Raw genomic sequence first — 26,093 nt, forward strand, 5'->3', positions numbered from 1 at the left:
ATATAAGCCAGAGTGTGGTAATTAATAGATACATATGTAGTCTGGTTTGCAGGCAATAAGTATCGGTATTATTTTTTTGCAGCAAACCCTAATTATGGATATCGCTTAAAAGGATTTAATAATGTCGTATTTCAATCGTCGTGGTATTTTTCTTCAGAAACTTGGCCCGACCGTAGTCGATCCGGATGAAGTGCTGGTTTCCATGCAATTCGCTCTGAAAGAGCCTGCACAGGATGAAGAAGGAGCGATCACTGAAAAGTTGCTTGATTCCACCATTTTCATTGCATCCTCTACTGACGGTGGCCAATCTTTCAGTATTGGCAACGCCAAAGATGTAGATGGTGATGGCGATATCGATAATGACGACAGGGCCAGATTGCTGGCACTCGCCAAAGCCTATGCAAATATCGTTCGTCCCTGATTCATGATTGCCAGTCACTGTCGGCACGTTCAGTTGCCGAAGGTGGAGTGGCATGCTGCGCACACGAGCTGTGCGCAGCTGCAGATAAGGAAGTCCATCATGTGGAATCCCGCAAGCACGGGTGTGTTCTTACAGCGAATAGAAACACCGGAAAGTAATAAAATAGTTCTAAAAATTCTGAGGAAGCCATCTGGTGCTGATTACGCAGATCTTGCTGAAGAAACAGTCACGGTTTTGAATTTTAATCCGAACGATACAGAAGAATACTCTCTGCAGTTTGATCCCTGGTCCAACATAAATGTTGTTGCGGATGGCAGCATTGATGAGAAAGATATAAATGTGATTACTCGGCTCGCGCTGGAGTTTCGTGATCAGACAGCAATCAGCTCCGATAGTGGAGTTTTTCTTGAAGTCACTCCTGTCGAGGATAAAAGACTTCTGGTGCTAGTTAGTGTGTTGGACCTGGAAGATTTTGAGCAACCGGAATTCAATTATCTTTTGAACGCCACTTCTTCTGATAAGGGTGAAAGTTTCTCCGTAAGAAGGATCAATCCCGATTCCGGCCCAGCTGTCAATGAAACCCCCGGCCTGGAAAACCTGATAAAAGCGTTCATCAAATTGAGATTGTAAATTCAGCTGATCCGCGCATATTTCACGTTTCATTGACACCTGCCTCACGGGCCTTTGACCGCTCAGGGCTGAACATAAGACATCAACATCCAGTCTCTCCCTGAACGGTCAACCGAGCATGCCCCTACCGCGCATTTTTCCGGCGATGTGCCTATCGCTTGTTGCACTTTTCAACCTTACACCGGCCTTCGCGGATGACACGGCTTTGCCTCGTCCGCCGGAGTGGGCGCAACCGGTCGAGGTGCAGTACAACCTCTTTCAGATGAGCCCGACGCTCTATCGCAGCGCACTGCCCGACAGTGGCGCTGTTTCGCTTCTGGAAAAACTCAAGATCGGCACCGTGATCAGTTTTCTTCCGGAGCCGGATTCAAGCTGGTTGTCGACACCCGGTATCGCCCAGGTACAACTGCCCTATCGCACAAACCATGTGGATGACGCAGACATCATCAAGGCCCTGCGCACCATTCAAACCGCCGAAGCCAAAGGTCCGGTTTTGATGCACTGCAAGCATGGATCTGACCGAACCGGTTTGATCGCGGCCATGTATCGGGTTGTGGTGCAGGGCTGGAGCAAGGAAGACGCACTGAACGAAATGACCCATGGTGGCTTTGGTGACAGCACCCACTTCAAGGACGGTATTCGTTACATGATGCAGGCCGATGTCGACAAACTTCGCACCGCGCTGGCCAACGGCGATTGCAGCACTAGCCCGTTCGCGGCGTGTTCGATGAAAAGTTGGTTCAAGTCGGCACATGTCGAGTAACCCTGCCCTCCACTGCATTGCGCAGTGGAAGGCGGTTCATGTCACTCAGTGTTGCTCGTCTGACTTTTTCTTCAGCTTCGGGTTCGGGAAGAACTGCACTGCCTGAACCTTGGCATCCGGTGCTTTCAAGGCGGGGGTGTTGACCCGGGTGCCCAACTCCTTGGGTACCGACAAGCCTTGTTCATTCAGTGTGTCGGAGTAACCGCAGGCCACGCATTCGCGGTGCGGCACGCCATCCTCGTTCCACATCATCAATTTGTCCGGCTCGCTGCAAGCCGGGCAAACCGCACCGGCGATAAAGCGTCGTTTTGTTACCACTGGACCCTCACTCATGCTGCTGCGTCCTCACTCAAGCCGCTGTGACGCAAGAGTGCGTCAATCGATGGCTCACGACCACGGAAATCGATGAACAACACCATCGGCTCCTGGGATCCTCCACGCGCCAGTATGGCCTCGCGGAACGCGCGACCGGTGTCGGCGTTGAGCACGCCTTCTTCTTCAAATTTCGAGAAGGCGTCGGCCGAGAGCACTTCAGCCCACTTGTAGCTGTAGTACCCCGCTGCGTAACCCCCGGCAAAGATGTGCGCAAAGCTGTTGGGAAAGCGGTTGTAGGCGGGTGGACGCATGACTGACACCTCGTCGCGCACGCCTTCGAGCACTTGCAGCACGCCACGACCGTCGCCGTGGGTGGCGTGCAGTTCGAAGTCGAACAGCGAGAACTCCAGTTGACGCACCATCATCAGGCCGGACTGGAAGTTTTTCGCTGCGAGCATTTTGCCCAGCAGGTCCTGAGGCAGTGGCTCGCCGGTTTCATAGTGGCCGGAAATCAACGCCAGGCCTTCAGGTTCCCAGCACCAGTTTTCCATGAACTGACTTGGCAACTCGACTGCATCCCACGCCACGCCATTGATGCCGGACACGCCAGCGTGCTCGACCCGGGTCAGCAGGTGATGCAGGCCATGACCGAATTCGTGGAACAGGGTGGTCACTTCATCGTGGGTCAGCAGGGCAGGTTTGCCGCTGTCGGCCGGGGTGAAGTTGCACACCAGGTTGGCCACCGGGCTTTGCAGAACGCCGCCAGCGGTACGACGACGGTCGCGCGCACCATCCATCCAGGCGCCGCCGCGCTTGTTGGCTCGGGCATAGAGGTCGAAGAAGAAGCGGCCGACGTGCTGACCGTTTTCCTTGATCTCGAACAGGCGCACGTCCGGGTGCCAGGTGTCGAAGCCTTTGAGTTCGGCGATTTCGATGCCGTACAGGCGTTGCACGATAGCGAACAGCCCGCTCAGCACTTTATCGATCGGGAAGTAGGCACGCAGGGCTTCCTGGGCCACGCTGTAGCGCTGTTCGCGGAGTTTTTCGCCGTAGAAACCGCTGTCCCAGCTTTGCAGGTCCGGGCAGCCTTGTTCCGCCGCGTAAGCCTTGAGCTGCTCCAGGTCCTGGACGGCAAACGGTTTGCTGCGCTTGGCCAGATCACGCAGGAAGCTCAGGACCTGATCGCTGGATTCGGCCATTTTGGTGGCCAGGCTCAACTCGGAGTAACTGGTGAAGCCCAGCAGTTTTGCCAGCTCCTGACGCAGATCGAGGATTTGTTCCATCACCGGGCCGTTATCGTTCTGACCGGCGTTCGGGCCTTGGTCCGACGCACGTGTGCAGTAGGCGGCGTAGACTTCTTCGCGCAATTTTCGGTCTTGGGCGTAGGTCATTACCGCGTAGTAGCTCGGGAACTCCAGGGTGATCAACCACCCGTCCAGGTCTTTGGCCTGGGCTGCAGCAGCCATTTGCGCCTTGGCCGAGTCGGTCAGGCCGGCGAGGGCGGCTTCATCGGTGATGTGCTTGGTCCAGGCCTGAGTGGCGTCGAGCAACTGGTTGGAGAAGCGGCTGCCCAGTTCGGACAGCTTGCTCTGCACTTCGGCATAACGCTTTTGCTCGGCTTCCGGCAGGTCGATACCCGACAGGCGGAAATCGCGCAGGGAGTGTTCCAGAATGGTTTTCTGCGCCACGTCGAAACCGGCGGCTTCCGGGCTGTTGGCCAGGGCTTCGAAGGCCTGGAACAGTTCGCGGTTCTGGCCCAATTCAGTGGCGTAGGCGCTCAGGGCCGGCAGGCAGGACTCGTAGGCCTCGCGCAGTTCGGCGCTGTTGCACACGGCATTGAGGTGGCTGACCGGGCTCCAGGCAGCGCCGAGGCGGTCGTTGAGCTCGTCCATTGCCAGTACCAGCCCAGCCCAGGTCGGCTGTTTGCCCTGGGTTTTGAGGATCTCGATAATGGCGGCACGGTTGTCAGCCAGGATCTGTTCAATGGCCGGTTGCACGTGTTCGGCACGGATCGTGGAGAACGGCGGCAGGTCGTAGGGCTGCAAGAGAGGGTTGTTCACGCTCACGGTTGATACCTTGGCTGGAGAAACATGCAGCCATCTTAATTACAATCGACACTCACCGCAGCTATCAGCGACAGAGAGAGAACCTATCGTGTCCCTTCGCAAGTATCAGAACCACACGCCGCTGCTTGGCAAAGGCGCTTTTGTCGACCGTTCGGCGGTGGTGATTGGCGACGTCGAAATCGGTGAAGACAGCTCCGTCTGGCCACTGACGGTGATCCGTGGCGACATGCACCGCATCCGCATCGGTGCGCGCACCAGCGTGCAGGACGGCTGCGTACTGCACATCACCCATGCCGGGCCGTTCAACCCCGAGGGTTTCCCATTGCTGATCGGCGATGACGTGACTATCGCCCACAAGGTCATGCTGCACGGCTGCAGCGTGGGCAGCCGGGTGTTGATCGGCATGGGCAGTATTGTCATGGACGGTGCGGTGGTCGCCGACGATGTGATCATCGGCGCCGGCAGCCTGGTGCCACCGGGCAAACGCCTGGAAAGCGGTTTCCTTTATGTGGGCAGCCCGGTGAAGCAAGTCCGGCCGCTGACTGACAAGGAGCAAGCCTTTTTCACCTACAGCGCGGCGAACTACGTGAAGCTCAAGGATCTGCATCTGGCCGAAGGCTACGACCAGCTTTGAGCCCCGGATAACGGACAGCCTCCCACGATTGCCCAGGAATTTTCATGCATTACCAGACCGTTTTGTTCGACCTCGATGGCACCTTGACCGACCCCCGTGAGGGCATCACCCGTTCAATTCAGTTTGCCCTGGGCAAACTGGGCATCGATGAGCCCGACCTTAGCAAACTCGAACACTTCATCGGCCCGCCGTTGTTACAAGCGTTCATGCAGTTCTACGACTTCGATGAGGCCAGGGCCTGGGAAGCGGTCAATTTTTACCGGGAGCGCTTCAAAGTGACCGGGCTCTACGAGAATCGCGTTTTCGACGGTGTCACGCCGCTACTGGAAACCCTCGGCGGACAAGGGCGACAGCTTTACATTGCGACGTCAAAACCCTGGGTGTTCGCCCGGGAAATCGCCCGGCATTTCGATTTCGCCAGGCACTTCAAGGTGATTTACGGCAGCGAACTGGATGGCACCCGTACCAACAAAGTCGAGCTGATCGCTCACTTGATCGCCGAAGAAGGCCTGGACCCGGCCAATACCCTGATGATCGGTGACCGCAAGCACGATTTGATCGGTGCGCGGAGCAATGGGATGGACGCGGCGGCTGTCGGTTATGGCTTTGGCAGTCGGGAAGAACTGAGCGCCGAGGCGCCGACCTATCATTTTGAAACCCTGGATGACATGCATCAGGCGTTTTTGCGGCGTTAGACAAACGGCCTTCGCGGGCTTGCCCGCGTAGAGGCCTGTTCAGCCATCGGTACTCTTGGGTTCCGCCATTGCCTTGAGCACCGCCTTGCGCTGCTCAACCGGCAAAGCCCCAAGCTTCTCGACCTGCGCATAAAACCTCACCCAATCGCCTCCCTGTTGCTTGAACAGCGCCGCAAACGCCGGCACCCACTGGTCGTACAGGCCAAACGGCAGCAACCGTGCGTTGTTCAACGGTGCGTTGATCCAGGCGTCATAACGTTTGTCTCCAGCCCATTGGTCATCGCGCAACTGACGGTATTCGGCGCGTAACCGCTCAAACGCTGCGACTTTACGCTGGCGCATTTGCTCGGGCGGCAGCGGCAGGGCGTAGAGCGCTTCCAGTTGTGTCCGGGTGTTCAGAACCAATTGAATGAACTGGTCCCGATGTCTTGCCTGTTTATTATCGTCCGGTGGAAGGCTACGGAATGCGCGCCATTGGCGGGTGCCTTCCTGTTCGACGAAGGTGGCGAATGACTCGTTGAACTCTGTGTCGTCTTTCACATACACACGTTGATGCGCCAGTTCGTGAAAGATCAGCGTGGCCAGGCGCTCATCGCCCCAGCCCATCATCGAATTCATGATCGGATCGTTGAACCAGCCCAGGGTCGAGTAAGCCTCGACACCGCCGATCGACACGTCCATGCCTTGCAGGCGTTGCAGCGCCGCCTCGCCCCGGGCAGCACTCTGGCTGTAGTAACCGCGGTAGGCCACGCAACCGGCGATGGGGAAGCAATGGTTCTGAGGCTTCAGGGAAAATTCCGGCGTGACGAATACATTCCAGACCACATAGGGCCGACCGATGTCGGCATACAAGCGGTAGCTCTGGTTATCCGGCAGATGCAGCTGTTGGCTGGCAAATGTGCGGGCTTTTTGTGATTGGATCAGGTGTGCACGCAGTTTTTGATCGCGATCGGGATCGGCAATCACACGGGAAACCGGCTCCCGTGCCCGCAGCAACTGCAGTTGACCGCTGGCCAGCTGGCTGTAGTAGCTGACGCTGGCACAACCGTTGAGCAACAAAAACAACATGCCCGGAAACAAAACGCGCAAAACGCGATCAAGTAACCCAAGGCTTGGACGCGGCCTGATCAAAATAAAAAATCCCTGGAAAGTCTGCTCGCAAGACTATCCCGCTTGACTGGAGCTCCGCTATGCGCAAGTTGATGCTGACGGGAGGCCTGCTGATGCTGGCCGGTTGTGCTGGATTCGGAATACCACGCCAGGATCCTTCACAGGCGTGGATCGATCTGGATTCGCAGCAGGAAGATACGGCGTTGCAAGCGTTGGCAGTGGATAAACAGGCGGCCAACGATAAACGCTATTTCGAGGTGCAACCTGGCAGTCATGAGCTGAAGGTTCGCTACCAGTTCCCCGTTCAACCCAGCAATATCGGCCCCAACGCGGAGACACTGTGGCGTGATTGCCAGATAAACGTGAAATTCGATGACTTCAATGCGGGTGAGCGTTATCAGCTGCAAGCGGGGAATATTGGTTTCAGGCCGTGGGCCAGGCTTTACGATCAACAGCGAAAAGTGATCGGCAAGGGCACACCGGCGGGCTGCCAACGCACCTGATCGGCGCTATGCTGAATACCTGATATTCGGGACATTCATCATGCGCAGGTTGATGCTATTACTCGCTGCAAGTGTGGTCGCCGGTTGTTCGAGTCCTATGCCGGCGGTCAACCCGCAGATGGCGTGGGTCGATTTCTCTACGCCATTCCCCAATGACAAATTGCTGATGGCCGAACGGCTGGACAACGTGCGATCACGCGACGGGCGTTTTTTCCAGGTGACGCCCGGTAGTCACGAGCTGACTGTGCGCTTTGATTTCGAGGTGCCCGGCGGGGGCTCTGACTTGTTCGACGGAGGTACGGAGCGGCTGTGCTACATGATCATCAAGTACGATCATTTCGAGGCCGGTCAGCGCTATCTGCTGGAAGCCCGTTCCATGGCGTTTACTCCCGAAGCACGTTTGTTCAACGCCAAACGTGAAATCGTCGCCGAAGCCAGGCAGATCAACTGTATACCGTGAGGCCGATCAGCGATCGTTCTTCTGGTAGATGATTTTCTTGGTGCCGTATTCGCATGAGCCAACGACCATATTCTGATCGTGGACTTCTTCGTTTTTGACGATTTCCAGTGTGTAGGACGTAACCCCTCGGGCCTGGATCTTGGCTTCGATTTCGGCCTTGAGTTCTTCGCAAGGTTTCGGTGCCGCCAGGGCTGAAGTAGCCAGTGCGCAACAGATAACCGCCAAGGTAAACCGTTTCATGGTTGAAGCTCCCTTGAGGCAGCGCGGATGATCATGCGATTCGGCTGCTGTCATTTATTCGACCACAGTTTTATCTGGCAAATCTCTGGCCATGCAAAAAAAGATCGCCGCTTCGGCAGGTTCTTTGAGCTGCCGAAGCGGCGATGTTTTATGCGCTAGCTGACCAAAGTCGCATCCAGACTGATCCTGGCATTCAACACTTTGGACACCGGGCAACCTTCTTTGGCCTTGTTGCTCAACTCCTCGAACTGAGCCTGGCTCGCTCCGGGGATTTTCGCCTTGAGGATCAGTTTCACCGCCGTGATCGCAAAGCCGCCGTCCACTTGGTCCAGGGTCACTTCGGCGTTGGTATCGATGCTGTCGGCTTTGAGGCCGGCGTCACCGAGAATCATGGAAAACGCCATGGAGAAACAACCGGCGTGGGCCGCGCCAATCAGTTCCTCGGGGTTGGTGCCCTTGCCGCCTTCGAAACGTGCCTTGAAGCCGTAGGGCGCTTCCCTGAGAACGCCGGTTTCCGTGGATATCGAACCGATGCCGGTTTTCAGATCACCTTCCCAATGGGCCGATGCTTTTTTGATGATAGCCATGCTTGTCTCCTCAAGAGCCGGCGCGGAGCGTCGCGCCTACGTGATTTGCCTCGCTAGGGTTCTGAGGATAGACCGCGGTGCAAAGTTCACCTGATCTGATCACGCCGCCTATTCGGCAGTAATTTTCGCTGTGCCATTGAAACTCGGGTATATGCCCTCATTGCATGAAACACGCTGTTGGATTCGGCAGGTTTTCGTTCGCAAGAAAAAACCTGCGCCCTCAATTGGAGAAGCAGGTTTATGAAACGACTGTCCGATATCAAGTTTTCGACCCTCGATCTGGTGCCTGTACGGGAGAACGGCAGCGCAGCCCAGTCGTTGCGCAACTCGCTGGACCTGGCGCAGCACGTCGAAAAGTTCGGCTATAACCGCTTCTGGGTCGCTGAACACCACAACATGGACGGCATCGCCAGTTCTGCCACCTCGGTATTGCTCGGTTATCTGGCCGGCGGTACTTCGACCATTCGCGTCGGTTCGGGCGGGGTGATGCTGCCCAACCACGCACCGCTGGTGATCGCCGAGCAGTTCGGCACCCTTGAAAGCCTGTATCCCGGCCGGATCGACCTGGGCCTGGGGCGTGCTCCCGGTTCCGATCAGATGACTGCTCGCGCGTTGCGCCGTGAACGCTCCGGCAGCGCTGATGATTTCCCCGAAGACGTCGCAGAGCTGATGCGTTATCTCGGGCCGCGCACTCCGGATCAGCGAGTCATCGCGATGCCGGGCACCGGTACCCAGGTGCCGGTCTGGCTGCTGGGCTCCAGCCTGTTCAGTGCGCAACTGGCCGGTGAGCGTGGTTTGCCCTATGCGTTCGCCTCACATTTCGCACCGCGTTACATGCATGAGGCGATTCGCGTCTATCGCAACCATTTCAAGCCTTCAGCGGTGCTGGACAAGCCCTACGTGATGCTCGGTGTGCCACTGGTGGCGGCCGATACGGATGAGCAGGCCGACTATCTGGCTACGTCGGTGTTCCAGCGCATTCTTGCCCTGATGCGTGGCCAGAGCCTGGTACAGCGCCCACCGGTGAAAACCATGGACGGTCTGTGGCTGCCCCATGAGAGAGAAGCCGTCAGTGATTTCCTGGGCCTGGCAATGATCGGCAGCCCGCAGAAGATCCGCGCCAGGCTGGAGGTGCTGATCGAGCAGACTCAAGCCGATGAGCTGATTTTTACCTGCGACCTGTATGAACATTCCGATCGTGTGCATTCCTATGAATTGCTGGCGCAAGTCATGAAGGGCTGAGGTTTAACGCTACAAAAAAGCCGACGCCATGGCGTCGGCTTTTTAATGAGCAAAGGAATCGCCTACTTTTTGTAGACAATGACCTTGGCGCCACCTTCACATTTACCGACGATTTTCCCGCCGGCTGCAGCGCCTTTATCGACGATCTCCAGTGAATACCCGGAAACGCCCTTGGCATCGAGTTTTGCGGCGATTTCGGCTTTGAGCTCTTCACACGATTTGCTGGCTGCCAATGCGCTGCCTGCAAGGCTCAATAAACCTACCGCCAAAATAAACTTCTTCATTGGTCGCATTCCCTGGTCGGATCAAAGGAGCGTCCAGCCAGCCGCCGGACGCAGTGATGTAGCGTTTTGCTACTTCATGTGGCACTCGGCCAGCGCACGAGTTCAGAAGCCAGGATAAAAACTCAGCTACTGGCGATCCGGAACCCGACTTTGAGTGTCACCTGGAAATGCGCAGCCTTGCCGTCCTTGATGTGCCCACGGGTTTCCGTCACTTCAAACCATTCCATGTACTTGAGACTTTTACTGGCCTCGGTCAATGCGTTGTTGATCGCATCTTCGATACTGCTGGTGGACGAGCCTACCAGTTCGACTTTTTTATAGGTGTGATGGTCAGTCATGGCGTTCTCCTTAGGGTGTGAAATACAGCCTAGCAGTGATTTTCTGTCTTACTTTTGTCGCTCGGTTTGACAGAGAGGTTCACATTTACTGCACTTTCTCGAGCCTCTGGAGTCCCAACCAACACACGCCACTCATCAACAATGCAGGAGAGCCACCATGGCCAACAGCTCGTTACGTAAAGCCTCATTGCAAAGCATGGAAGCGGAAATCGAGAGTCTGCTCAAATCCCTGGAAAACCTGAAGGACGATGCCTCGGACGAGTCGCGTAAAACCCTCAAGGTGCTCAAAGGCAACGCCGAGAACGCATTGAGGCATTCGCGCCATCTACTGGCCGATGCCTATGAAGAGGTCAAGGTCAAAACCCGGGAAACGGGGATCGCTACCCGGGACTACGCCCAGGAACACCCTTGGACTACAGCCGGTGTCGCCGTGGGGGCGCTGGGTCTGTTGGCGGCCTATCTGTTGTGCAAACGCGGTGACTAATTTGTCTGGCGCAGCTCGTTTTTGAGCCATTGCGCCAGTTGCCGGGCGCGCCCGTCCGCAGCGCGCTTGGGCAGCCACAATGCCAGTTGTGCCGGGGTTTCGCTGAAACCCCAGGGTGCGACCAAGCGACCAGCCTTCACGTCCTCGGCGACCAATGGCTGCGGGGCAATCGCCACGCCCAATCCGGCCACGGCTGCTTCCAGCAAGTAATACAAATGCTCGAATCCCTGCCCGTATTTCAACGCCTTCACGTCGAGGCCGCTTTGCTCTGCCCAGCTGGGCCAGGCTTGTGGGCGCGAGGTGGTGTGCAGCACGGATTCCTGCAGCAACGCTGTGGCCGGTGCATCTTTCAGCCGTTCATAGCCGACGAATCGCGGGCTCAAGACCGGCCCTATCCGCTCGCTGGCCAGTTCGAACACCTGCATGTCCGCCGGCCATGGCGGTTCGGCAAATACCAGTAAGGCATCCAGGCCCGGGCGACGGGGATCAAGATCGCCTTCCCCGGCAGACAAATGCAGGCGCAGGTCCGGCAGATCGGCATTCAACCGCCCCAGCCGCGGAATGAACCAGCGCGCCAGCAGGCTTCCCGAGCAGCCAAGGACGAACGGTGCGTCGGCCGTGCTCTGCGTGAGTTCGGCGCACACCGTACGCAGGCGCTCAAAGGCCTCAGTACTGGCGTCGCGTAAACGTATACCGGCATCTGTGAGTTTCAGGCCACGTCCGTCCTTGATGAACAGGCTCACGCCAAGGTGTTCTTCGAGCACCTTCAGTTGTCGGCTGACCGCGCCATGTGTGACGTGCAGCTGTTCGGCCGCCTGACTCACGCTGTTCAAGCGAGCAGTGGCTTCAAAGGCGCGCAGGGCGTTGAGCGGTGGGAGGTCGTGGCTCATGATCTGTGAGTTTTCCTGACAGGTTGTGGCGATCTTATCGGTTTTCAGTCCGGGGCGTCAGGGGTAGAGTGAATCCACTCTCTCTTTACACGTCACTTCACGCATTCAACTGGAGCGCCAAATGACCCAGACAAATCTGCGCAACGGCCCTGACGCCAACGGCCTGTTCGGTACGTTCGGCGGCCGTTACGTCGCCGAAACCCTGATGCCGTTGATCCTCGATCTGGCCCGCGAGTACGAAGCTGCCAAGGAAGATCCTGCGTTCAAAGAAGAATTGGCCTACTTCCAGCGTGACTATGTCGGACGTCCAAGTCCGCTCTATTACGCTGAGCGTCTGACAGAGTTCTGCGGCGGCGCGAAGATCTATCTCAAACGTGAAGAGCTGAACCACACTGGCGCTCACAAGATCAACAACTGCATCGGCCAGATCCTGTTGGCTCGACGCATGGGTAAAAAACGCATCATCGCCGAAACCGGCGCCGGCATGCACGGCGTGGCGACCGCCACCGTGGCCGCGCGTTTTGGTCTGGATTGCGTGATCTACATGGGCACCACTGACATCGAACGTCAGCAAGCCAACGTGTTCCGCATGAAGCTGTTGGGCGCCGAAGTGATCCCGGTGGTATCCGGCACCGGTACTTTGAAGGACGCCATGAACGAAGCCCTGCGTGACTGGGTGACCAACGTCGACAATACCTTCTACCTGATCGGCACCGTGGCCGGTCCGCATCCTTATCCCGCGATGGTTCGCGACTTCCAGTCCGTGATCGGCAAGGAAACCCGTGAGCAGATGCAGGCCCATGAAGGCCGTCTGCCGGACAGTCTGGTGGCGTGCATCGGCGGTGGCTCCAACGCCATGGGCCTGTTCCATCCGTTCCTCGACGACAAGAGCATCGAGATCATCGGTGTCGAAGCGGCCGGTTATGGCATCGAAACCGGCAAGCATGCGGCCAGCCTGAACGGCGGCGTACCGGGCGTGCTGCACGGCAACCGCACCTTCTTGCTGCAGGACGACGATGGCCAGATCATCGACGCTCACTCGATCTCCGCTGGCCTGGACTACCCGGGTATCGGCCCGGAACACGCCTGGTTGCATGACATCGGTCGCGTTCAGTACACCTCGGTGACCGACGACGAAGCCCTTGCGGCGTTCCACCAATGCTGCCGCCTGGAAGGGATTATTCCTGCCCTGGAAAGCGCCCATGCCCTGGCTGAAGTGTTCAAGCGCGCACCGAACCTGCCGAAAGATCACCTGATGGTGGTCAACCTGTCGGGCCGTGGCGACAAAGACATGCAAACCGTTATGCACCACATGGAACAATCGAAGCAGGAGAAACACTGATGAGCCGCCTGCAAACGCGCTTTGCCGAACTCAAGGAACAGAACCGCGCCGCCCTGGTGACCTTCGTGACCGCAGGCGACCCGAGCTACGACACCTCCCTGGCGATCCTCAAGGGCCTGCCGGCGGCTGGCGCCGATGTGATCGAATTGGGCATGCCCTTCACCGATCCGATGGCCGACGGCCCGGCGATCCAGCTGGCCAACATCCGTGCGTTGGCTGCCAAGCAAAACCTGGCGAAAACCCTGGAAATGGTTCGTGAGTTCCGCAAGGACAACAACGAAACGCCGCTGGTGTTGATGGGCTACTTCAACCCAATCCACAAGTACGGCGTGCCGCGTTTCATTGCGGAAGCGAAAGAGGCCGGCGTCGATGGCCTGATCGTGGTCGACATTCCGCCCGAGCATAACGGCGAATTGTGCGACCCGGCGCAGGCCGCGGGCATCGACTTCATCCGTCTGACCACGCCGACCACTGACGATGTGCGTCTGCCAACCGTGCTCAATGGCAGCTCCGGTTTTGTGTATTACGTGTCGGTGGCCGGTGTGACCGGTGCCGGTGCGGCAACTCTGGAGCACGTCGAAGCAGCGGTCGCGCGTCTGCGTCGTCATACCGATCTGCCGATCAGCATCGGTTTCGGCATCCGCACCCCGGAACAGGCCGCGAATATCGCGCGTCTGGCTGACGGTGTGGTGGTGGGGTCGGCGTTGATCGATCACATCGCCAATGCCACGACGCCGGAGCAGGCGGTGGATGGCGTGCTGAGCCTTTGTTCGGCGCTGGCCGAAGGTGTGCGTAAAGCGCGCGTCAGCTGAGGGTAAAGTTCCTGATACAGAGGAATTAGCGCCCTACGGCACAGACTAATGAGCAAGACCCAGGGCTTCAGGACCTCGTTCTGAAGCCCTTTTTGCTGCGTGTGCCGTGAGGAAAAACCTGATGAAAATGTCGAAGCGTCTGATTGCCAGCCTGGGCGTTCTGATGCTCAGTGCCACTCCGTTGTTGCCGGCCAGTGCAGATCAGCACGACGATCGCGGTCATTACGATAACCGTGGTGACTATCATGGCGATGATCATCGCGACCATGACAACCATCGTGGCGGTCCACCACCACGGGACTTCGGACCGGTGCGCCAGACAATCCATGACAATCACGGCTACTTCGTGCGGGGTGCACCGCCGCCGCCAGGTGTCATTGTGGTGCGTGGGCGACCGCTGCCCCGAGGTTATTACGGCGAGCGCCTGGATAACCGGGCGTTGAACCACTTGCCGTATTACCCCGGTTACGAATGGCGCCGGGCGGGTGCGGATGTTGTGCTGATCGCTGTAGGAACCGGGATTGTCTATGAGGTCTTGCAGGGGGTTCTGTACTGACAGGTTTGCAGGCTGATGGGCGAACGTCCTGACCCTTGTTGGAGCGAGCTTGCTCGCGATGGCGGCAGGCCCTTCAGTATCAATGCTGGATGTGCCGGCCTCACCGCGAGCAACCTCGCTCCTACAGGTTCTGATCTTAAGGTAACTCCAAGCCGCCCGCTGCCTTGTGCAACTTGCGCAGGTGTTCTCCGATTTGTTTCACGTTGGCTTCATTGGCCGCCATTTCGGCTGCACGGCTCGGTTCAAGCAGCGCTCTGACTTCCTTATCCAGGTCGCCGGACAGTGCCAGCAGTTGTTTCTGTCGCTGGCTGCTTTCCGATTCCAGATGTTGCGATTCACTGGGCTGTGGCAAGCCATATCCGCCGGTGCCGAGCAATTCTGCCGGTCGGCTTAGAAAGCCGCTGTTATCGAGAATCTGCCTCAGTGTCTCGTTCGCCTTGTCCATTCCACCGTTTTTCAATTCTCTGGCGCCCAGATAACGCTGTTTGACCTCGTCCTGGGCCAACAACAACTGGCGGCGAAAGCTCGCTTGTTCCAGCAGGAGCAACGCTGCGCTCGTACGCAAATCAGCCTGTTCGAACCATTTGCGGCGCTCTTCGGCTTTCAAGTCCAGCCAGTCCTCTACGGTTTCCTGCTTGACCGGCAAGTGTTTTTTCAACACGTCGAACATGGCTTGATAACGATCGCGGAAGGAGTCGAAGCGATAGCCCAGGCGCAGGGCTTCACGAGGGTCGTCGAGCACGCTGGTATCCGCCAGTCCGCGACCTTTGAGCACTTCCAGCAGACCGTTTGGCATGATGTTGTCCAGAGCGACCAACTTGGGATTGTTGGTGCCGCCACGCAGCAACTTCAACTCTTCCACCGCGCAGTTGTTTGACAGGAAGAAATAGTTGCCGTCGTAGCTCCAGTGCATTTCGGCGGCGCGTTCCACGACATCTTCAATCTCGCGGCGCGACAGATTCAGTGGCACCGAGGCCAGGCTGCGCAATTCGGTCTTGGTGTATTCGTCGATCACTTGGGCCAACGGCAGGACGAACAGGCGCGACGGGTATTTACCGACCAAGCCATCCCAACTCGACAGCTGAACGTCGCCGACGAAGGCGCGGTAGGACAGTACCAGGTGCTGATCCAGGTCCAGTCGACAATCCGGCCCGCGTGGTCGGCCTGGTGCACAGATCACCAGCCGCAACATGCTATGGCCCCAGCGGCTCACCCAGTTCTGGTTGGCCTCCGCCAGCAGATAGTCGACGGCGTAGACCCGCTCCGGATCGACCTGCCCCAGGGGTGTTTTGGCGAAGTCGTTACCGGCATTCAGGAACGCGAAGGTTTTGCCGCAAGCATCCTTGGCGGCGGGCGCCCAGCCGAAGTGCTCTTTGTAGTAGCGGTACAGCGATGGGCGGCGACAGGCATAGCCCGGGTCAAGGAGGAAGTACTCCATGTTGACCGCGACGAACTCCAAGGGGCTGGTTGTCTCGTAAATATCCGGGCTGCGGGCGATCTGGCGATTGTGCTGTTCGCGTTCGCCACGACGGCCGACGTATTGCTGCCATCCGGCGAGGTCGAGCAGGCGTGGGTCATCGCTGAGGGTGAAGCGGCGATCGGACTGACCGCGGCATTCGTCCGGGATACCGATCAGCCCCGAACTGTTTTGGTGCCGGGTGCAGCGCTGAATCAGTTGGCGTTCCGCTTTCGACCACAGGCGTGAACGGTCGTAGATGTGAGTCAGTTCGTGCAGCACCGTCGCCAGCATCTCGCGGCGCACGGTGCCATGGGGGCGATAGGTCTTTTTGCTTGCGGCGCTGCCGTCGGTGAGGCTGGCCAGCAGGTTGCGATTCAGGTCGAGTTCCGACACCAGCGACGCCTGGCCGTAGGCGTTGCCGGGCATGTCGTCGGTCCAGCCGACGTCGATGCGCCGGTCGAGTTGCTCGATGAAGCGCGGCGGCAGAGCCTGCATGGCTTCATCGAGCAAGGCTTGGCTGGCTTGCTGTTGGGCGGGACTCAGACCGTCGCTCTTGAGATGTAATTCAAGGCCGGCATGGGCTGTGTTGCCGAACAGCAACAACGCCCCGGCCCACAGCCAGGCAGCTGGAAACCTCACAGCGCGAGAATGGCTTCGGCGAGAACCTGATCACTGGCGTCACGGGCCTCCGGTACGCGGGTGCGCAACATTCCCAGGGCTGCTTCCAGGTGTGCACCACGAATGTCGCCGTTGCTGGCAACGAAACTGGCGGCATCGTCCTGGGCATCGCGGACGATTTTCGAATCCCGGATGGAGGTGGTGGTATCGGATGTGAAATCAAGTGTGCGCTGGGTGGCACGAATCAGCATGTTACTGGTGGCAACCAGGGTATGGGCCTGGGCCACGTCGGCGAGCAGCAGCAGGCCAAGGGTGGCGGCAATCAGCGGGTTACGCATGGAACGACTCCGGAGAAACTTGGGATAGCTATTGGACGAGAATTGCTTGTGCCAGTTCAAGGTCGCTGGCATGAAGTTTTGGCTGGGTCCGGCGCAGGTAATTCAGGGCCGATTCCAGCTGTGCGCCTCTCAGTTGGCCGTCACTGGCGATGAATGCTGCAGCGTCATCCCGGGCGGCGAGCAGCAGTTTATGGTCGAAGGGCGCCGAGGTCACCATGCTTGTGGCGTAACCGCTGGCGACAGTGCCTTGTGTAGAGAGGTTGAAGGCATCGAAAGCGTGGGCCGAACCCGAGTGGATGGCCGCGAAAAACACCGTAGAGATCAACAGATTTGAATGAAAGCGCATGAGACTCGACAGTTGAAGGTGAGTCCCAAGGCTAGCGCAAGCACCGGTCTAGAGCCAGCATCGCAACATTGGGACACGACTGGCGTGTCCCGCTCCAGGCCAGCCGCTTAGATGGTCAGAATCGCTTGCGCCAGTTGCGCGTCGGTTGCATTCAGTTGTGGCGCCTGATGACGAATGTAGTCGAGTGCACTTTCCAGTTTTACGCCGCGGATCGCGCCTTCAGTGGCAACAAAGCTCGCTGCGTCGTCACGGGCAGCGAGGACGATCTTGTTGTCCTTGAACGACGACGAGACGACATCGGTGGTCGCATCGGATGTGGCCTTGAGCGCGTTGACGACCGCATCAGTGGTCACGATGAAGCTGCTGGCGTGGGAATTGGCAGCCACGGCAAGCAGGGCTGCAGCGCTGAGCAGACGAAGACGGGGCATGGTGTAACTCCTTTGGGTAAATCGATTGAAAGAGGGCGCGGTGCCTGAATAGTCAGACGCCAGGCATTCGGCGTTCGCCACGTTCTGGTCGATATTAGGCCTGCGCGTGGCAATTAGCACAGTGCTGTCTGTTCGAGTGGAGCATTAGCGCCAGAACGGTTTGTCCAGTTCGCTGACACGATCGGCATGGCTGATGCCCATGTCCGAGAGTTGCCGATCATCGAGTTGGCCGAGTATTCGCCGGGTTCTTGCCCTTTCAAGGCTGTTGCAGAGCCCTCTCAAGAGTCTGCGAAACCAGTGTGAACGTGGGTTTGATTGAAGCGTGGAAGCAGGCGCATCTACCAAGTGATTCATGGCGCAGTCCCTTGTGCTGACTAGAGGTCCTATCGTGATACCGAGGCTCTTTCCATGACAGACACAATGCGCCTAAATTGTACTGGTTCAGTTCTGATTTTTACTTAACTGTACCTGTCTGGCGCTACCTCTACTGTGTGGCCATATTTAGTGACCCTAAACGACAAAACCCGTCGTGGTTTCCCACGACGGGTTTTGTTTTTTCAATTCGGGTTGCTGGCGGTGGACCCTACAGGTCAGAGCCAGCGACGCTAACTTAGCGCCAGAACGGCTTGCTCAGCTCTTCGTAGCGTTGTGCTTCGCTGATCCCGGCATCGGCCAGCAGACGCGAATCCAGACGAGCCAGTTGATGGCGGCTGGAGATGCGGCGCTGCCACAGCATCAGGTTGGCGATAACGCGCAGAGGCATGGAAGCCTGGGTTTTTGCAGCAGTGTTTTCGAGAAACATATCGGAACTGATTGTACGTTCCATGGTGGTCATCCTTCCGCTTGTGGCGGCATTAGGTAGTGGTTTAACTGGTGCCCATGATCCTCTCGTTTGCCTAGTCTCTGTAGATACAGTTCACCTGTATTGTGAGGGCTCAGTTAACTGTTTAAGGGGGGTGTACTGGTCGAAATTGAGGCAACTGTACTTGTCTGCACCATTATGGCGCGATTTTGCGGATTTTGAGCAGGAGTGTAGGCAGATTCGGTAGGAAATGACCGGTACAGCAGTACAGTTTTTGAAGGGATAGTGCTTGAAGGTAGCCCGCTGACGAAACTGTGTTTGCGTCAGCGGCTATCTGTATCCGTTACGCCAGGAGCATTTTCCCGGTTTCTTCCAGGTTGATGTGCCAGCTCAGGGCATCACGCAGGATGTGTGGCGTATGGCCGCCAAGGGCGCAAGCGGCCGAGAAGTAGTTATTGAGTGCTTCGCGATAGTCCGGATGCACACAGTTATCGATGATCACGCGAGCTCGCTCCCGAGGCGCCAGGCCACGCAAGTCCGCCAGGCCAACTTCGGTAACGAGAATGTCGACGTCATGCTCGGTGTGGTCAACGTGGCTGACCATCGGCACCACGCTGGAAATGGCTCCGCCCTTGGCAATCGACTTGGTCACGAAGATGGCCAGGTGCGCGTTGCGCGCGAAATCGCCCGAGCCGCCAATGCCGTTCATCATCCGCGTGCCGCAGACGTGGGTGGAGTTGACGTTGCCGTAGATGTCGAATTCGAGCGCGGTGTTGATACCGATGATGCCGAGTCGACGCACCACTTCCGGGTGGTTGGAGATCTCCTGGGGGCGCAGCACCAGTTTGTCCTTGTAGCGTTCCAGATTGCCGAACACATCGGCGTTGCGACGGCTCGACAAGGTGATCGAGCTGCCCGAAGCAAAGCTCAGTTTGCCGGCATCGATCAGGTCGAACGTCGAATCCTGCAGCACTTCGGAGTACATCGTCAGGTCTTCGAAGGGCGAGTCGATCAGGCCACACATCACCGAGTTGGCGATGGTGCCGATGCCGGCCTGCAGCGGGCCGAGCTTGTTGGTCATGCGCCCGGCGTCGACTTCCTGCTTGAAGAAGCTGATCAGGTGGTCGGCGATGGCCTGGGTTTCAGCGTCCGGCGCCAGCACGGTGGATGGCGAGTCGGGTTGGTTGGTGATCACGATCGCGACGATTTTTTCCGGCGGGATCGGGATGGCGGTGCTGCCAATGCGATCGTCGACCTTGACCAGCGGAATCGGCGTACGGGTCGGACGATAAGTCGGGATATAGATGTCGTGCAGGCCTTCGAGATTCGAGTTGTGCGCCATGTTGATCTCGACGATCACGTGTTTGGCGAAAATCGCGAAGCTGGCCGAGTTGCCCACCGAGGTGGTCGGCACGATATGCCCTTGTTCAGTGATCGCCACCGCCTCGATCACGGCGATGTCCGGCAGCTTCAGTTGCTGGTTGCGTAGCTGTTCGACGGTTTCCGAGAGGTGTTGGTCAATGAACATCACTTCGCCGGCGTTGATCGCCTTGCGCAGGGTACTGTCCACCTGAAACGGCATGCGCCGCGCCAATACGCCGGCTTCGGTGAGCTGTTTGTCGAGGTCGTTGCCCAGGCTGGCGCCGGTCATCAGGCTGATCTTCAGCGGCGTGACCTTGGCCCGTTCGGCCAATGCGTGGGGTACGGCTTTGGCTTCGCCGGCGCGGGTGAAGCCGCTCATGCCGACGGTCATGCCGTCCTGAATCAGAGCGGCGGCGTCGGCGGCGCTCATCACTTTATCCAACAACGAAGGCAGGCGAATACGGTCACGGTACATGGATTGTTATCTCGGGAAACGGGTAGCAGGATGTGCAGTCTAGTGAATTTTGAAGGTTCACGTCCCGCTACCAAGGTCGCAAAAGGGCCGTCAATTCCTGATGTTTTAAACAAAACACTGTTACTGAATCGGTAACAAAGCGGCGGTTTGTCCGACGGTCTTCACCAATAAAAACGCCCCGACAAGTCGGGGCGTTTTCGGTGCCAGCGAGAATTACTCGACAGCCTTCACCATGTCCTCGATGACCTTCTTGGCGTCGCCGAACACCATCATGGTCTTGTCCAGGTAGAACAGTTCGTTGTCCAGGCCGGCATAGCCGCTGGCCATCGAGCGTTTGTTGACGATGATGGTCTTGGCCTTGAACGCTTCGAGAATCGGCATGCCGGCAATCGGCGATTTCGGATCGTTCTTCGCGGCCGGGTTGACCACGTCGTTGGCGCCCAACACCAGGACCACGTCGGCCTGACCGAACTCGGAGTTGATGTCTTCCATCTCGAACACCTGGTCGTAAGGCACCTCGGCCTCGGCCAGCAATACGTTCATGTGGCCAGGCATCCGCCCTGCCACCGGGTGGATCGCGTACTTCACGGTCACGCCACGGTGGGTCAGCTTCTCGGTCAGTTCCTTCAGCGCGTGCTGGGCGCGGGCCACCGCCAGGCCGTAGCCCGGAACGATGATCACGGTGTCGGCGTTGGTCAGCAGGAAGGTCGCGTCGTCAGCCGAGCCGGATTTCACCGGACGGGCTTCCTTGGATCCTGCCGGGCCTGCGTCGGCTGTGTTGCCGAAACCGCCGAGTAACACATTAAAGAAGGAGCGATTCATCGCCTTGCACATGATGTACGAGAGGATCGCACCGGACGAGCCCACCAGGGAGCCGGCAATGATCAGCATCGAGTTGTTCAGCGAGAAGCCGATACCCGCCGCCGCCCAGCCGGAGTAGCTGTTGAGCATCGACACCACCACCGGCATGTCGGCGCCGCCGATCGGGATGATGATCAGCACGCCCATGACGAACGCCAGGGCCAGCATCAGGGCGAAGGCGCTGAGGTTGCCGGTCAGCATGAAGGTCACGCCCAGCGCCAATGTGGCCAGGCCCAACAGCAGGTTCAGTTTGTGCTGGCCGGCGAACTGTACCGGTGCGCCCTGGAACAGGCGGAACTTGTACTTGCCGGACAGCTTGCCGAACGCGATCACCGAACCGGAGAACGTGATGGCACCGATGGCGGCGCCGAGGAACAGTTCCAGACGGTTACCCGCCGGAATCGAATCACCCAGGTGCTTGACGATGCCCAGGGACTGCGGCTCGACGACGGCGGCAATGGCGATGAACACCGCGGCCAGACCGATCATGCTGTGCATGAACGCGACCAGTTCCGGCATCTTGGTCATTTCAACGCGCTTGGCCATGATCGAACCGGCCGTGCCGCCGATCAGCAGGCCGACAATCACGTAACCAATGCCCGCTGTCGCCCCGCCTTGTCCAAAAGAGAGCGCGCCCAGCTTATAGATGAGGCCCACGGTGGTGAGGATCGCCAACGCCATGCCGAGCATGCCGAACAGGTTGCCGCGACGCGACGTGGTGGGGTGCGACAGGCCTTTGAGGGCCTGGATGAAGCAGATCGACGCGATCAGGTAGAGCGTCGTTACGAGGTTCATGCTCATTACTTCGGCGCCTCTTCTTTTACGGCTTTCGGGGCTTTTTTCTTGAACATCTCAAGCATGCGGCGGGTGACCAGGAAGCCACCGAACACGTTGACCGCCGCCAGCGCGACCGCGAGGGTGCCCATGGTCTTGCCCAGTGGCGTCACGGTCAAAGCCGCTGCCAGCATGGCGCCGACGATCACGATCGCCGAAATGGCGTTGGTCACGGCCATCAAAGGCGTGTGCAGCGCAGGTGTAACGTTCCAGACCACGTGATAACCGACATAAATCGCCAGCACGAAGATGATCAGGTTGTAGATACCGGGGGAGATAAGCTCTTCCATCGTCTGAATCCCTGCTTAGGCGTTTTTGCGGATGACTTGGCCGTCGCGGCACATCAGGCACGCGGCGACGATGTCGTCTTCGAGGTTGATCTCGAACTGGCCTTCCTTGGTGAAGACCAGTTTCAGGAAGTCCAGCAAGTTGCGGGCATACAGCGCTGAAGCATCTGCCGCGACCGCACCGGCGAGGTTGGTCGGACCGACGATGGTCACGCCATTTTCGACGACCACCTGATCGGCCACGGTCAGCGGGCAGTTGCCGCCCTGGGCGGCGGCAAGGTCGATGACCACCGAGCCCGGTTTCATCTGGGCCACGGTTTCGGCGCTCAACAGCGTCGGCGCCTTGCGGCCCGGAATCAGCGCGGTGGTGATGACGATATCTGCCTGCTTGGCGCGCTCGTGCACGGCCACCGCCTGGCGCTGCATCCAGCTGGCCGGCATGGGCCGCGCGTAACCGCCGACACCGACGGCGCATTCACGCTCTTCGTCGGTCTCGTAGGGCACGTCGACGAACTTGGCGCCGAGGGATTCGATCTGCTCTTTTACCGCGGGGCGCACGTCAGACGCTTCGATCACGGCACCCAGACGTTTCGCCGTGGCGATTGCCTGAAGCCCGGCCACGCCAGCGCCGAGAATCAGCACGCGCGCCGCTTTCACGGTACCTGCAGCGGTCATCAGCATCGGCATGAAGCGCGGGTAGTAATGAGCGGCCAGCAGCACGGCTTTATAGCCGGCAATGTTGGCTTGCGAGGACAGCACATCCAGGCTTTGGGCGCGGGAGGTACGCGGTGCGGCCTCCAGCGCGAACGCGGTCATGCCGCACTCAGCCATTTTGGCGATGGTTTCATTGCTGAACGGGTTGAGCATGCCCACCACAACGGTGCCGCGCTTGATCAGCGCCAGCTCGCTGTCGCTGGGCGCGACCACCTTAAGAATCAGCTCCGCACCAAACGCATCGTTGGCGCTGCCAATGATCGCGCCTGCCGCTTCATAAGCACTGTCGACAACACTGGCGTTAATGCCGGCGCCGCTTTGTACAGTGACCTTATGACCCTGGCCGATCAGCTTCTTGATGGTTTCCGGGGTTGCAGCAACCCGTGTTTCACCCGTCTGGGTTTCGAGAGGAACACCAATGTGCACGTCAAATCTCCTGCGTGATCTTATTGAGTAAACCCATGCACTACGGATGGTGCGACTGGGGCGGCTGATCAGCACGATCCCGCCAAATCAGGGCGGGGCGCGGCATTTTGCAGGCGAACTTTGTGCCCTTCAAGGAATTATGACGGGTGACGGAAAATTAACTACAAGTCACCCCGTGACCGAATGTCGCAACTAATCGGCTCAATCCCTTATAACCCGTGCCTTGCAAGGAGTTTGGCGGATTTTCAGCCATTTATGCATCGGCCATATGAATGATGCGGCATTGCTTTCAGATAGAAGCTCAAAGCCACGTCTTCAGGCGCTTGTAGGACGTCTGTACTACCTTTGTCTACAGTCTGCGAAAATGCGACAAATACTTATATCTGTAGGGTTTTTATTTTGCTGACTACGGGGTCAGCTAATGCCTCTAAGCCTTCATTTCTCTAGGCTGTAGCTGTGTGCTTGATTCACCAGCCAGTCTCGAAAAGCCCTTAATGACGCAGATTCGACCTTTCGCTCAGGAATCATCAGGTAATAGGCCTTGATGCTCGAGAGGGCCTGAGGGTTGGCGATCACCAAGCGTTTCTCGGTCAGTTCGCGCTGAATCAGGAATGGCGGTATCAGGGCAATTCCCATGTCGTGCATGGCTGCCTGAGCCAGCATGGAGAATAGCTCGTAGCGTGGCCCTGTCATGTCGCGAGGGACATTCAGGTGCTGGGAGTCGAACCACTGCCGCCAGGCATAGGGTCGGGTGGTCTGCTGCAGGAGGGGCAGCTCCGCGAGTTCATCGGCTGTCAGAACGGTCTTGTTTCCCAGTAGGGCAGGGCTACATACCGGGAGCGGATGCTCGCCCATCAGTCGGTGGGATTCTGTACCCGACCAGTCCGCGTCACCAAAGTAAATCGCGGCATCAAAGTCGGTGTCGGCAAACAGGAAGGGGCGTGTGCGGTTAGTCAGGTTGACCGTCACTTCCGGGTGCTTTTTCTGAAAATCCTTCAATCGAGGTAGCAGCCATTGGGTGCCGAAGGTCGGCACCACGGCCAGCTCGATCACGTTGGCACCCTGCTGTCCCATCACGGACAAGGTGTCGCGCTCCACCGCGTCCAGTTGAGTGGCGACTCGGCGGCTGTAAGAAAGTCCGGCTTCGGTCAGTTTGACTCCGCGTCGCGAGCGTCGGAACAGCTCTACGCCGAGGAAGTCTTCGAGGCTGGCAATCTGGCGGCAAATGGCGCCCTGTGTCAGCGAAAGCTCCTGTGCTGCCTTGGTAAAGCTCTCGTTGCGCGCTGCCGCTTCGAAACTGATCAGGGCGGTTGTGCTGGGTATTTTTCTGCGCATGTACGCCAACCTCACTAATTCATTGCATTAAATGGGTTTTGCGACGTTTCGGAGTGAGAAATTAGCACAACAGTATGCAAAATCCTCGTTTGTCGGGAGGTCCAACCCGGCCTAGCATCAGTCCACGTTATTAGACCTGTTTCGAGAGGACATACTCATGGCCGGTAAAGCTAGCTTCAACTGGATCGATCCCTTGCTGCTGGATCAACAGCTCACTGAAGAAGAGCGCATGATCCGCGACACCGCTGCGCAGTTCGCTCAGCAGAGCCTCGCGCCGCGCGTTCTCGAAGCTTTCCGTCATGAAAAGACCGATCCGGCGATCTTCCGCGAAATGGGTGAAGTGGGCCTGCTGGGCGCGACCATCCCTGAGCAGTACGGTGGCAGCGGCCTCAACTATGTCAGCTATGGCCTGATTGCCCGTGAAGTCGAGCGTGTCGACTCCGGCTATCGTTCGATGATGAGTGTGCAGTCCTCTCTGGTGATGGTGCCAATCAATGAATTTGGTACTGAAGCGCAGAAGCAGAAGTACTTGCCGAAACTGGCCTCGGGTGAATGGATCGGCTGCTTTGGTCTGACCGAACCCAACCATGGTTCCGACCCAGGCGCGATGATTACCCGTGCGCGCAAAGTGGAAGGTGGCTACAGCCTGACCGGTAACAAAATGTGGATTACCAACAGCCCAATCGCTGACGTGTTTGTCGTTTGGGGCAAAGACGATGCGGGTGATATCCGCGGTTTCGTTCTGGAGAAAGGCTGGAAGGGCCTGAGCGCTCCTGCCATTCACGGCAAGGTTGGCCTGCGTGCGTCGATCACCGGTGAAATCGTCATGGACAACGTATTTGTGCCGGAAGAGAACATCTTCCCCGATATCCGTGGCCTTAAGGGTCCTTTTACTTGCCTCAACTCGGCTCGTTACGGGATTGCCTGGGGTGCGCTGGGTGCTGCCGAGTTCTGCTGGCACACCGCTCGCCAATACACGCTGGATCGTCAGCAGTTCGGTCGCCCATTGGCCGCCACTCAACTGATTCAGAAGAAGCTGGCTGACATGCAGACCGAAATCACCATGGCGCTGCAAGGCTGCCTGCGTCTGGGTCGCATGAAAGACGAAGGCACTGCGGCGGTCGAAATCACTTCGATGATGAAGCGCAACTCCTGCGGCAAGTCTTTGGACATCGCTCGCATGGCTCGCGATATGCTCGGCGGCAACGGCATCTCCGATGAGTTTGGCGTCGCTCGCCATCTGGTCAATCTGGAAGTGGTGAATACCTACGAAGGTACGCATGACGTCCATGCGCTGATCCTTGGTCGTGCGCAAACCGGCATCCAGGCGTTCTATTAATAGGAGAACGGCCATGGGCGCGCTTTCGCATCTACGGGTTCTGGATTTATCGCGGGTGCTGGCCGGGCCATGGGCCGGACAGATTCTTGCGGACCTT

Annotated in this window: 33 protein-coding genes (1 of these 33 running past the window's edge); 14 read left to right on the forward strand and 19 right to left on the reverse strand. The window is 58.1% G+C overall.

The window, feature by feature from the left end; all coding sequences use genetic code 11:
• Nucleotides 1–121: 121 nt before the first annotated feature.
• The 3 genes from ACX3YD_RS16340 (at nt 122) to ACX3YD_RS16350 (ending at nt 1,814) form a co-directional block, all read left to right on the forward strand.
• On the forward strand, nt 122–421 hold the full coding sequence (locus tag ACX3YD_RS16340; protein ID WP_103405383.1) for a hypothetical protein: 300 nt from the start codon (nt 122–124) through the stop codon (nt 419–421).
• Nucleotides 422–520: 99 nt separating this feature from the next.
• Nucleotides 521–1,051, forward strand: coding sequence for a hypothetical protein (locus ACX3YD_RS16345; protein WP_458960508.1), 531 nt, complete (start codon nt 521–523; stop codon nt 1,049–1,051).
• Between the two features lie 118 nt (nt 1,052–1,169).
• A complete protein-coding gene (locus ACX3YD_RS16350; protein WP_458960509.1) occupies nt 1,170–1,814 on the forward strand; it encodes a phosphatase domain-containing protein in 645 nt (214 codons plus the stop codon).
• Nucleotides 1,815–1,859: 45 nt separating this feature from the next.
• Here the strand turns inward: ACX3YD_RS16350 and ACX3YD_RS16355 are convergent, their stop codons facing one another.
• Both ACX3YD_RS16355 and prlC read right to left on the reverse strand, forming a co-directional pair.
• Nucleotides 1,860–2,147, reverse strand: coding sequence for a YheV family putative zinc ribbon protein (locus ACX3YD_RS16355; RefSeq protein WP_103405386.1), 288 nt, complete (start codon nt 2,145–2,147; stop codon nt 1,860–1,862).
• Nucleotides 2,144–4,195 (reverse strand): oligopeptidase A, encoded by a 2,052-nt coding sequence (gene prlC / locus ACX3YD_RS16360; protein WP_458960510.1) that lies wholly within the window; start codon nt 4,193–4,195, stop codon nt 2,144–2,146. The genes ACX3YD_RS16355 and prlC overlap by 4 nt, the downstream gene beginning before the upstream one ends.
• Nucleotides 4,196–4,283: 88 nt before the next feature.
• On the opposite strand from prlC, the gene ACX3YD_RS16365 reads away from it, so the two are divergent.
• Nucleotides 4,284–4,829, forward strand: a complete 546-nt coding sequence (locus ACX3YD_RS16365) for a gamma carbonic anhydrase family protein (protein WP_103405388.1) — start codon at nt 4,284–4,286, stop codon at nt 4,827–4,829.
• A gap of 44 nt (nt 4,830–4,873) precedes the next feature.
• On the forward strand, nt 4,874–5,524 hold the full coding sequence (locus ACX3YD_RS16370) for an HAD family hydrolase (protein ID WP_103405389.1): 651 nt from the start codon (nt 4,874–4,876) through the stop codon (nt 5,522–5,524).
• Between the two features lie 39 nt (nt 5,525–5,563).
• Here ACX3YD_RS16370 and ACX3YD_RS16375 read toward each other — a convergent pair whose 3' ends face one another.
• A complete protein-coding gene (locus ACX3YD_RS16375) occupies nt 5,564–6,655 on the reverse strand; it encodes an aminopeptidase (RefSeq protein ID WP_458960511.1) in 1,092 nt (363 codons plus the stop codon).
• A 59-nt stretch (nt 6,656–6,714) separates the two neighbouring features.
• Between ACX3YD_RS16375 and ACX3YD_RS16380 the strand changes: the two genes are divergently transcribed.
• A complete protein-coding gene (locus tag ACX3YD_RS16380; RefSeq protein ID WP_047535895.1) occupies nt 6,715–7,137 on the forward strand; it encodes a PA0061/PA0062 family lipoprotein in 423 nt (140 codons plus the stop codon).
• A 40-nt stretch (nt 7,138–7,177) separates the two neighbouring features.
• Nucleotides 7,178–7,597, forward strand: a complete 420-nt coding sequence (locus tag ACX3YD_RS16385; RefSeq protein WP_103405391.1) for a PA0061/PA0062 family lipoprotein — start codon at nt 7,178–7,180, stop codon at nt 7,595–7,597.
• 6 nt (nt 7,598–7,603) lie between these two features.
• Here ACX3YD_RS16385 and ACX3YD_RS16390 read toward each other — a convergent pair whose 3' ends face one another.
• Nucleotides 7,604–7,837 carry a DUF1161 domain-containing protein gene (locus tag ACX3YD_RS16390; RefSeq protein WP_103405392.1) on the reverse strand — a complete coding sequence of 78 codons (234 nt, stop codon included), beginning with the start codon at nt 7,835–7,837 and terminating at the stop codon, nt 7,604–7,606.
• A gap of 155 nt (nt 7,838–7,992) precedes the next feature.
• Nucleotides 7,993–8,424: an OsmC family protein gene (locus ACX3YD_RS16395; protein ID WP_103405393.1), complete on the reverse strand. Its 432-nt coding sequence runs from the start codon at nt 8,422–8,424 to the stop codon at nt 7,993–7,995.
• Nucleotides 8,425–8,664: 240 nt separating this feature from the next.
• Between ACX3YD_RS16395 and ACX3YD_RS16400 the strand changes: the two genes are divergently transcribed.
• Nucleotides 8,665–9,666 (forward strand): LLM class flavin-dependent oxidoreductase, encoded by a 1,002-nt coding sequence (locus ACX3YD_RS16400; protein ID WP_103405394.1) that lies wholly within the window; start codon nt 8,665–8,667, stop codon nt 9,664–9,666.
• Nucleotides 9,667–9,728: 62 nt separating this feature from the next.
• Here ACX3YD_RS16400 and ACX3YD_RS16405 read toward each other — a convergent pair whose 3' ends face one another.
• Nucleotides 9,729–9,950: a DUF1161 domain-containing protein gene (locus tag ACX3YD_RS16405; protein ID WP_458960512.1), complete on the reverse strand. Its 222-nt coding sequence runs from the start codon at nt 9,948–9,950 to the stop codon at nt 9,729–9,731.
• 122 nt (nt 9,951–10,072) lie between these two features.
• Entirely contained in the window at nt 10,073–10,288 is a 216-nt protein-coding gene (locus ACX3YD_RS16410) for a dodecin (protein WP_047535914.1), read from the reverse strand.
• A 157-nt stretch (nt 10,289–10,445) separates the two neighbouring features.
• Here ACX3YD_RS16410 and ACX3YD_RS16415 point away from each other — a divergent pair, with 157 nt between their 5' ends.
• Nucleotides 10,446–10,772 (forward strand): ElaB/YgaM/YqjD family protein, encoded by a 327-nt coding sequence (locus tag ACX3YD_RS16415; protein WP_047535917.1) that lies wholly within the window; start codon nt 10,446–10,448, stop codon nt 10,770–10,772.
• Here the strand turns inward: ACX3YD_RS16415 and ACX3YD_RS16420 are convergent.
• Nucleotides 10,769–11,662, reverse strand: coding sequence for a LysR family transcriptional regulator (locus ACX3YD_RS16420; RefSeq protein WP_458960513.1), 894 nt, complete (start codon nt 11,660–11,662; stop codon nt 10,769–10,771). The genes ACX3YD_RS16415 and ACX3YD_RS16420 overlap by 4 nt on opposite strands.
• Nucleotides 11,663–11,783: 121 nt before the next feature.
• On the opposite strand from ACX3YD_RS16420, the gene trpB reads away from it, so the two are divergent.
• From trpB to ACX3YD_RS16435, 3 genes are all read left to right on the forward strand, one after another.
• The gene (trpB, locus tag ACX3YD_RS16425; RefSeq protein WP_458960514.1) at nt 11,784–13,004 is read left to right on the forward strand and encodes a tryptophan synthase subunit beta; all 1,221 of its coding nucleotides are present in this window, start codon (nt 11,784–11,786) and stop codon (nt 13,002–13,004) included.
• Nucleotides 13,004–13,816, forward strand: a complete 813-nt coding sequence (gene trpA / locus ACX3YD_RS16430; RefSeq protein WP_047535924.1) for a tryptophan synthase subunit alpha — start codon at nt 13,004–13,006, stop codon at nt 13,814–13,816. The genes trpB and trpA overlap by 1 nt, the downstream gene beginning before the upstream one ends.
• 121 nt (nt 13,817–13,937) lie before the next feature.
• Complete coding sequence (locus ACX3YD_RS16435; protein WP_458960515.1) at nt 13,938–14,372, forward strand: anti-virulence regulator CigR family protein; 435 nt, start codon at nt 13,938–13,940, stop codon at nt 14,370–14,372.
• A 136-nt stretch (nt 14,373–14,508) separates the two neighbouring features.
• On the opposite strand, the gene ACX3YD_RS16440 is transcribed toward ACX3YD_RS16435, so the two are convergent.
• The 11 genes from ACX3YD_RS16440 to ACX3YD_RS16490 form a co-directional block, all read right to left on the reverse strand.
• A complete protein-coding gene (locus tag ACX3YD_RS16440; RefSeq protein ID WP_458960516.1) occupies nt 14,509–16,470 on the reverse strand; it encodes a DUF7844 domain-containing protein in 1,962 nt (653 codons plus the stop codon).
• Complete coding sequence (locus ACX3YD_RS16445; RefSeq protein WP_047535930.1) at nt 16,467–16,787, reverse strand: DUF2388 domain-containing protein; 321 nt, start codon at nt 16,785–16,787, stop codon at nt 16,467–16,469. The genes ACX3YD_RS16440 and ACX3YD_RS16445 overlap by 4 nt, the downstream gene beginning before the upstream one ends.
• Nucleotides 16,788–16,815: 28 nt before the next feature.
• A complete protein-coding gene (locus tag ACX3YD_RS16450; RefSeq protein ID WP_047535932.1) occupies nt 16,816–17,133 on the reverse strand; it encodes a DUF2388 domain-containing protein in 318 nt (105 codons plus the stop codon).
• A 107-nt stretch (nt 17,134–17,240) separates the two neighbouring features.
• A complete protein-coding gene (locus ACX3YD_RS16455; protein WP_103405400.1) occupies nt 17,241–17,561 on the reverse strand; it encodes a DUF2388 domain-containing protein in 321 nt (106 codons plus the stop codon).
• Between the two features lie 144 nt (nt 17,562–17,705).
• A complete protein-coding gene (locus tag ACX3YD_RS16460) occupies nt 17,706–17,915 on the reverse strand; it encodes a DUF1127 domain-containing protein (protein ID WP_090466046.1) in 210 nt (69 codons plus the stop codon).
• 256 nt (nt 17,916–18,171) lie between these two features.
• A complete protein-coding gene (locus ACX3YD_RS16465) occupies nt 18,172–18,387 on the reverse strand; it encodes a DUF1127 domain-containing protein (protein ID WP_047535938.1) in 216 nt (71 codons plus the stop codon).
• A gap of 319 nt (nt 18,388–18,706) precedes the next feature.
• Nucleotides 18,707–20,200: an acetyl-CoA hydrolase/transferase family protein gene (locus ACX3YD_RS16470; RefSeq protein WP_047535941.1), complete on the reverse strand. Its 1,494-nt coding sequence runs from the start codon at nt 20,198–20,200 to the stop codon at nt 18,707–18,709.
• A gap of 213 nt (nt 20,201–20,413) precedes the next feature.
• Nucleotides 20,414–21,862 carry an NAD(P)(+) transhydrogenase (Re/Si-specific) subunit beta gene (locus tag ACX3YD_RS16475; protein ID WP_103405401.1) on the reverse strand — a complete coding sequence of 483 codons (1,449 nt, stop codon included), beginning with the start codon at nt 21,860–21,862 and terminating at the stop codon, nt 20,414–20,416.
• Complete coding sequence (locus ACX3YD_RS16480; RefSeq protein ID WP_003187010.1) at nt 21,862–22,185, reverse strand: NAD(P) transhydrogenase subunit alpha part 2; 324 nt, start codon at nt 22,183–22,185, stop codon at nt 21,862–21,864. The genes ACX3YD_RS16475 and ACX3YD_RS16480 overlap by 1 nt, the downstream gene beginning before the upstream one ends.
• A gap of 15 nt (nt 22,186–22,200) precedes the next feature.
• Nucleotides 22,201–23,322 carry a Re/Si-specific NAD(P)(+) transhydrogenase subunit alpha gene (locus tag ACX3YD_RS16485; protein WP_103405402.1) on the reverse strand — a complete coding sequence of 374 codons (1,122 nt, stop codon included), beginning with the start codon at nt 23,320–23,322 and terminating at the stop codon, nt 22,201–22,203.
• Nucleotides 23,323–23,757: 435 nt separating this feature from the next.
• On the reverse strand, nt 23,758–24,657 hold the full coding sequence (locus tag ACX3YD_RS16490; RefSeq protein ID WP_458960517.1) for a LysR family transcriptional regulator: 900 nt from the start codon (nt 24,655–24,657) through the stop codon (nt 23,758–23,760).
• Nucleotides 24,658–24,814: 157 nt separating this feature from the next.
• On the opposite strand from ACX3YD_RS16490, the gene ACX3YD_RS16495 reads away from it, so the two are divergent.
• Both ACX3YD_RS16495 and ACX3YD_RS16500 read left to right on the forward strand, forming a co-directional pair.
• Nucleotides 24,815–25,996: an acyl-CoA dehydrogenase gene (locus tag ACX3YD_RS16495; protein ID WP_047535952.1), complete on the forward strand. Its 1,182-nt coding sequence runs from the start codon at nt 24,815–24,817 to the stop codon at nt 25,994–25,996.
• Nucleotides 25,997–26,009: 13 nt separating this feature from the next.
• Nucleotides 26,010–26,093: the beginning of a CaiB/BaiF CoA transferase family protein gene (locus ACX3YD_RS16500; RefSeq protein ID WP_458960518.1), read on the forward strand. It continues 1,137 nt past the right edge of the window; 84 of the gene's 1,221 nt are visible here — the first part of the coding sequence; its start codon is at nt 26,010–26,012; its stop codon lies off the right edge, out of view.

It is taken from the genome of Pseudomonas fluorescens group sp. PF-1 (assembly GCF_054481335.1).

Bases quoted from the DNA above. Each gene is read 5' to 3' on its own strand.
- ACX3YD_RS16490 (WP_458960517.1), bottom strand. From the start codon at position 24,657: ATGCGCAGAAAAATACCCAGCACAACCGCCCTGATCAGTTTCGAAGCG.
- ACX3YD_RS16370 (WP_103405389.1), top strand. From the start codon at position 4,874: ATGCATTACCAGACCGTTTTGTTCGACCTCGATGGCACCTTGACCGAC.
- ACX3YD_RS16340 (WP_103405383.1), top strand. From the start codon at position 122: ATGTCGTATTTCAATCGTCGTGGTATTTTTCTTCAGAAACTTGGCCCG.
- ACX3YD_RS16455 (WP_103405400.1), bottom strand. From the start codon at position 17,561: ATGCCCCGTCTTCGTCTGCTCAGCGCTGCAGCCCTGCTTGCCGTGGCT.
- ACX3YD_RS16470 (WP_047535941.1), bottom strand. From the start codon at position 20,200: ATGTACCGTGACCGTATTCGCCTGCCTTCGTTGTTGGATAAAGTGATG.
- ACX3YD_RS16435 (WP_458960515.1), top strand. From the start codon at position 13,938: ATGAAAATGTCGAAGCGTCTGATTGCCAGCCTGGGCGTTCTGATGCTC.
- ACX3YD_RS16405 (WP_458960512.1), bottom strand. From the start codon at position 9,950: ATGAAGAAGTTTATTTTGGCGGTAGGTTTATTGAGCCTTGCAGGCAGC.
- ACX3YD_RS16460 (WP_090466046.1), bottom strand. From the start codon at position 17,915: ATGAATCACTTGGTAGATGCGCCTGCTTCCACGCTTCAATCAAACCCA.
- ACX3YD_RS16350 (WP_458960509.1), top strand. From the start codon at position 1,170: ATGCCCCTACCGCGCATTTTTCCGGCGATGTGCCTATCGCTTGTTGCA.
- ACX3YD_RS16480 (WP_003187010.1), bottom strand. From the start codon at position 22,185: ATGGAAGAGCTTATCTCCCCCGGTATCTACAACCTGATCATCTTCGTG.
- trpA (WP_047535924.1), top strand. From the start codon at position 13,004: ATGAGCCGCCTGCAAACGCGCTTTGCCGAACTCAAGGAACAGAACCGC.
- ACX3YD_RS16450 (WP_047535932.1), bottom strand. From the start codon at position 17,133: ATGCGCTTTCATTCAAATCTGTTGATCTCTACGGTGTTTTTCGCGGCC.
- ACX3YD_RS16345 (WP_458960508.1), top strand. From the start codon at position 521: ATGTGGAATCCCGCAAGCACGGGTGTGTTCTTACAGCGAATAGAAACA.
- ACX3YD_RS16415 (WP_047535917.1), top strand. From the start codon at position 10,446: ATGGCCAACAGCTCGTTACGTAAAGCCTCATTGCAAAGCATGGAAGCG.
- ACX3YD_RS16445 (WP_047535930.1), bottom strand. From the start codon at position 16,787: ATGCGTAACCCGCTGATTGCCGCCACCCTTGGCCTGCTGCTGCTCGCC.
- ACX3YD_RS16410 (WP_047535914.1), bottom strand. From the start codon at position 10,288: ATGACTGACCATCACACCTATAAAAAAGTCGAACTGGTAGGCTCGTCC.
- ACX3YD_RS16465 (WP_047535938.1), bottom strand. From the start codon at position 18,387: ATGGAACGTACAATCAGTTCCGATATGTTTCTCGAAAACACTGCTGCA.
- ACX3YD_RS16495 (WP_047535952.1), top strand. From the start codon at position 24,815: ATGGCCGGTAAAGCTAGCTTCAACTGGATCGATCCCTTGCTGCTGGAT.
- ACX3YD_RS16400 (WP_103405394.1), top strand. From the start codon at position 8,665: ATGAAACGACTGTCCGATATCAAGTTTTCGACCCTCGATCTGGTGCCT.
- ACX3YD_RS16355 (WP_103405386.1), bottom strand. From the start codon at position 2,147: ATGAGTGAGGGTCCAGTGGTAACAAAACGACGCTTTATCGCCGGTGCG.
- ACX3YD_RS16420 (WP_458960513.1), bottom strand. From the start codon at position 11,662: ATGAGCCACGACCTCCCACCGCTCAACGCCCTGCGCGCCTTTGAAGCC.
- ACX3YD_RS16475 (WP_103405401.1), bottom strand. From the start codon at position 21,862: ATGAGCATGAACCTCGTAACGACGCTCTACCTGATCGCGTCGATCTGC.
- ACX3YD_RS16380 (WP_047535895.1), top strand. From the start codon at position 6,715: ATGCGCAAGTTGATGCTGACGGGAGGCCTGCTGATGCTGGCCGGTTGT.
- ACX3YD_RS16395 (WP_103405393.1), bottom strand. From the start codon at position 8,424: ATGGCTATCATCAAAAAAGCATCGGCCCATTGGGAAGGTGATCTGAAA.
- trpB (WP_458960514.1), top strand. From the start codon at position 11,784: ATGACCCAGACAAATCTGCGCAACGGCCCTGACGCCAACGGCCTGTTC.
- ACX3YD_RS16390 (WP_103405392.1), bottom strand. From the start codon at position 7,837: ATGAAACGGTTTACCTTGGCGGTTATCTGTTGCGCACTGGCTACTTCA.
- ACX3YD_RS16385 (WP_103405391.1), top strand. From the start codon at position 7,178: ATGCGCAGGTTGATGCTATTACTCGCTGCAAGTGTGGTCGCCGGTTGT.